We start from the raw sequence: 5,225 nt of genomic DNA, 5'->3' as shown, positions 1-5,225 counted from the left end.
ACGTCCCACCGGCGAGCAGCTTGACGAACGTCACGACCACCGCCAGGACGATCGTGGTGACCGCCGGAACTCCGACGGCGACCTTCAACAGGCTCCAGGTGCCGGCCCGGCCGGGCGGCGCCAGATCACGTCGGGTCACCCGCCCCTGACGAAGGCGGGTGACCAGTGACTCGGTGGTGGCAGGCATTGCCCTTCAGGGTGTCACGCCAGTCCCGCCGCTCCCAGCGGCCACGCCGCAGCGATCCGAATGCGACGCCAGAAACACATCAACGCCACCGCCCGTTTCGGGGCGGCGGCGTTGATGTGGTTGGACGCGGAAGCGCCTACTTCTTCTCGTCGTCGCTGGTTGGCGTGCCAAAAACGGTCGTCGCCGAACCGGCGTCGACGGCACTGTCGCCGGTGTCCGGGAGCGGGGTGTACGTGGTCGCCGATTCAGACGCGGAGTGCGACGGTGTGTACGACGTCGCCGCCTCGCTGCCGCCGTACGACGGTGTGGCCGGCGCCTCATAGGAGGGCGTCTCATAGGAAGGCGCCGCGTACGACGGTGCCTCGTATGACGGTGTGGCCGGGGCCTCGTAGGCGGAGCCGCCGTACGACGGGGCGACCGGAGCCGCGTAACCGCCCAGGCCGGCCGACGTGACGCCGGCGACCGGAGCCGGTGCGACCTTGATCTGCTCGGACTCGACCAACACCCAACCCACCGCGACGATCGCGGAGAGGATGCTGGTGATCAACAGGACGATCGCACCGGCGCCGGTCTCCGCGTCCGTGCTGGCGAACTGGAAAATGGTGGCGAAGCCGGCCACGACGGAGAGCGATGCGACCGCTGCAGCGTAGTGCTTGCTGGAGCCGACCAACAGGGTCAGCAGGGCGGCGACCCCGGCGACAGCGACGAGGGCCCAGGGCGTGGCGAACGCGGTCGCGAACAACTTGACGGTAATGGTGCCCACATACTCGTTACCGCCCTTGTACCCCGCGAGGAAGCCACCGAACAGGGTGATCACACCGAGCCCGCCCACCACGAGCGCCAGGATCTGGGCGGTGTTGTGCGGAAGGCCCTGCGACGGCGGCTTCGGCGCGCTGTACTGGGCCGGAGCACCGTACTGCTGCTGCGGCTGCTGACCGTACTGCGACGGTGCCTGCTGGCCGTACTGCGGAGCCGGCTGGCCGTACTGCGGGGCGGGCGCGCCGTACTGGCCGTACTGCCCTTGGCCCTGGCCCTGGCCGGAATCGCCCTGGCCGTAGCCCGGACCCTGCGGATACGTCATGGAATATCTCCTGTTTCGTCGCGGCCACCGCTCGATGACCCATGAACGTGGTCCACGCTAGTACACGTTCACCATCGGTGGGCAGCGCCCTGCTCGCGGTACCAGTCGATCAACCCCGGATCGTCGACGGACCGCGGATCGATGTTCACCTCCGACCGACCGGCCAGGACCGCGGTGATCGGCACCTCCAGCTTCTTCCCGGTGCGGGTGTGCGGAATGCCCAGTGCGACGACGATCTCGTCGGGCACGTGCCGGGGCGACAGCCGCGTGCGAATCTCCGCGGCCACCCGTGCGGACAACTCGTCGGTGAGCTCGGCGGCGGGCACCAGGGTCACGAACATTGGCATCCAGTACGCCCCGTCGGGGCCGTCGACGCCGAGCACAAAGGCCTCCGCGATCTCGTCGATGCCCTCGACCACCTCATAGATGTCGGCCGACCCCATCCGGATGCCGTGCCGGTTCAGCGTCGCATCGCTGCGGCCGTGAATGATCACCGAGCCGCGGTCGGTGACCGTCACCCAATCGCCGTGCCGCCACACCGGCCCGTCGACCCGTCGACGGGCTCGGGGTGAATCCGACTCCCATTGGTGGTCGAAGTAGGCCGCACGGTAGCGGGCCCCGTCGTCGTCGTTCCAGAAGCCCACCGGCATCGACGGCATGGGTTTGGTGACAACCAACTCCCCCACCTCGCCGATGAGCGGCCGGGCCTCGGGCGACCAGCTCTCAAGGGCGACGCCAAGATGTCGGACGGTCAGTTCGCCGGCCACCACCGGCTCACCGTCGCTGCCGCCGGCGAAGGCGCTCACGATGTCGGTGCCACCGCTGATCGACGAGATCGGCAGGTCCGCGTCGACGTTGTGCGACACCCAACCGAACAGATCCGCGGGCAGGGTCGAGCCGGTACTACCCAGGGTGCGCAGCGCCGAGAGGTCGTGGTCGCGGCCGGGCACGAGACCCGCCTTGCGCGAGGCGTTGAGCTGTCCGGGGCTCGTGCCGAAGTAGGTGACGTGCTCGTCGGCCACGATCTGCCACAGCCGGTCGGCGTCCGGATAGAGCGGCGACCCGCCGTAGACGACGATCTGTGCCCCCGCCAGCAGCCCGGCGACCTGGAAGTTCCACATCATCCAGCTCAGCGCCGTATGCCAGAAGAACACCGAATCAGCGTCGAGCCCGGAATGCAGGGCCGTCTCTTTCAGGTGTTCGACGACGACACCGGCGTGCCCGTGCACGATGCCCTTGGGCCGTCCGGTGGTGCCCGAGGAGAAGAGCACCCACAGTGGATGGTCGGCGGCCACCGGCACCGGCACCGGGGTGCGCGAGGTGTCGGCGACGGCGCGATCCCACGACTCGGCGCCGCATTGAATGTGCACCACCAGCTCGTCGAGCAAGTCGGCCAGGTCGGCGCTGTCGGCCCGCTTGTCCACGTCTGTGCCGTTGAAGCGGTAGCCGGCCGAGCTGAACAAGGCCTTCGGGGCCAGTTGGGCGAGTCGGCTCGCGGCCCCGGCCGGGGCGTAATCCTGTCCGCAGCCGGACCAGATCGCGCCGATCGACGCGGTCGCCAGAAAGGCGATCACCGCCTCGGGGATGTTCGGTAGATAGGCGGCGACCACGTCACCCTCCCCGATCCCGGCGTCGGTCAGGGTGGCGGCGACGGCAGCCACCAGTCCCGGCAGCTCCCGCCAGCTGATTTCGGTGCGGCGCAGCTCCTCGTCGAGGCCGACGATCGCCGCCCCGTCGCGGTCCGGCGTGGCGTGCCGCAGCACCGCGTCGACGTAGTTGATGTGCACGTCCGGGAACCAGATCGCCCCCGGCATCGCCGCGGTGGCAAGCACTGCCGCATCGCCGTCAGCCAAGGGTTCGGCCGCCAACGCATCGAGCGCGAAATAGTCCCACACCGCGCGCCAGAAACCCGGCAGGTCAGTCACCGAGTAGTCGTACAGGGCGTCGTACGAGGTGAAGTCCCGTCCGGTGCGCTCGCCGACAAAGGTCGCGAACTCGTTGATCGTCACAACTTCCTCATTCGTGATTCGTTATTCGTTCAGGCCAAGCAGGTCGACCGCCTGCTCGCGCATCGCCACTTTGCGCACCTTGCCGGTGACGGTCATCGGGAACTCGGTGGCCACATGCACGTACCTCGGGATCTTGTGCCGGGAGATCTGCCCGTCGGCGAAGGCCCGTAGATCGTCGGCGGTCAACTCCGGCGCGCCCTCGCGCACGATGATCCACGCCATGAGTTCCTCACCGTACTTCTCATCCGGCACGCCGATCACCTGGACGTCGATGATGTCGGGGTGCGTGTAGAAGAACTCCTCCACCTCACGCGGGTAGATGTTCTCGCCGCCGCGGATCACCAGGTCTTTGATGCGGCCGGTGATCCGCACATAGCCATCTGGTTCCATCACCGCGAGGTCGCCCGTGCGCATCCAGCCGTCGGCCCCGAGTACTTGCGCGGTCTTGTCCGGATCCTCCCAGTACCCGGCCATCACCGAATAGCCCCGCGTGCAGAACTCGCCGGACTCGCCCCGCGGCATCGTCTCCCCCGTCGCCGGGTCGGCCACCTTGATCTCCAAATGTGGGCCCACCCGACCGACTGTGCCTACCCGCAATTCCAACGGATCGTCCATGCGGGTCTGTGTCGACACCGGACTGGTTTCTGTCATGCCGTAACAGATCGACACCTGCGACATGTTCATCTCGTCGATCACCCGGCGCATCACCTGTTCTGGGCAGGGCGAACCAGCCATGATCCCGGTTCGCAGGGAACTCAGATCGTAGTGGGCGCCGTCGTCCAGCAGGTTCAGCTCGGCGATGAACATGGTCGGTACGCCGTACAGGCTGGTGCAGCGATACTTCTCGACGGCGGCGAGGGTCGCCGCCGGGTCGAAGGCGGGCGCCGGAATGACCATCGCGGCACCGGAGGTGATCGCCGCCAGGTTCGCCATCACCATGCCGAAGCAGTGGTAATAGGGCACCGGCGTGCAGATCCGGTCGGCCGGGGTGTAGTCGAGTAGTTGCCCGACCAAGTAGCCATTGTTGCCGATGTTGCGGTGCGAGAGCGTCACGCCTTTCGGATTGCCGGTGGTGCCCGAGGTGTACTGGATGTTGATCGGGTCATCCGGCGCCAGCCCGGCCGCCGCCGCGTCGAGGGCCGCCACCTCGGCAGGCACCGGATCGCGAAGCAACTCCACGAACTGCGGCGACTCGAACGTCACCGCTTCCCACAACTCGGGTAGCTCGCCGCGCACGTCGTCGAGCATCTGCGCGTACATCGAGTCGCGGAAGTGATCGGCCGACAGCACCATCGACGTGCCCGACTGCGCCAGCGCAAAGGCCACCTCGTGGCGGCGGTACGACGGATTGAGCACCACCAGGATCAGGCCCGCCTCGGCCGCGGCGAACTGGGTGAGCACCCACTCCCACCGGTTCGGCGCCCACAAACCCACGCGATCACCGGGTTGCAGGCCGCTGCGCCGCAGACCGCAGGCGAGATTCCGGACTTGCTCGCGGAACTGGCGGTAGGTCCACTGCTGGTCGCTGACGGCGTCGATCAGCGCGATCGCGTCGGGATGGGCGGCAGCAGTCTGCGCCAGCATCGCGCCAATGGTCTGTTCCAACAGCGGCGGGCTGTCCGCACCCCGCGCATACGACAACTCGGTCATAACCATTCCTTCCTCGTAACGTTCAGTGCTCGCCTGCCCGCCGCAGCACGGCGTGGGCCTGGCCGAAGAGCGGTGCATCCACCATCTGCCCCTCGAACTGGAATACGCCGCCGGCAAACTCTGCGGAGGCGGCCAGCAGCCGCCGCGCCCAGTCGATTTCCTCGGGCGACGGCGCGTACCCGTCGCGCACCACCGCGACCTGCGAGGGATGAATGCAGGCGGTCGCCGCGAAGCCGAGTGCGACCGCGTCGCGGACCTCCTCGGTCAGCCCGTCGACGTCGCCGATGTCCACGTGCAC

General features: G+C 68.0%; 4 protein-coding genes and 1 pseudogene. All 5 read right to left on the bottom strand.

Annotation, left to right across the window (positions count from 1 at the left end):
- Nucleotides 1–187 (bottom strand): annotated as a pseudogene (locus WAW85_RS02330) (hypothetical protein); the annotation flags it as partial.
- Between the two features lie 136 nt (nucleotides 188–323).
- Nucleotides 324–1,268, bottom strand: coding sequence for a DUF5336 domain-containing protein (locus WAW85_RS02325; protein ID WP_422558048.1), 945 nt, complete (start codon nucleotides 1,266–1,268; stop codon nucleotides 324–326).
- A 68-nt stretch (nucleotides 1,269–1,336) separates the two neighbouring features.
- Complete coding sequence (locus tag WAW85_RS02320; protein WP_422558047.1) at nucleotides 1,337–3,277, bottom strand: acetoacetate--CoA ligase; 1,941 nt, start codon at nucleotides 3,275–3,277, stop codon at nucleotides 1,337–1,339.
- 21 nt (nucleotides 3,278–3,298) lie between these two features.
- Nucleotides 3,299–4,927 carry an AMP-binding protein gene (locus tag WAW85_RS02315; protein ID WP_422558046.1) on the bottom strand — a complete coding sequence of 543 codons (1,629 nt, stop codon included), beginning with the start codon at nucleotides 4,925–4,927 and terminating at the stop codon, nucleotides 3,299–3,301.
- A 22-nt stretch (nucleotides 4,928–4,949) separates the two neighbouring features.
- Nucleotides 4,950–5,225 (bottom strand): HpcH/HpaI aldolase/citrate lyase family protein (locus WAW85_RS02310; protein WP_422558045.1); only part of this gene is annotated, 276 nt, incomplete at its 5' end.

It is taken from the genome of Gordonia sp. (in: high G+C Gram-positive bacteria) (genome assembly GCF_049299075.1).
GTDB lineage: Bacteria > Actinomycetota > Actinomycetes > Mycobacteriales > Mycobacteriaceae > Gordonia.
This window is presented reverse-complemented; position numbering and strand designations above follow the sequence as displayed.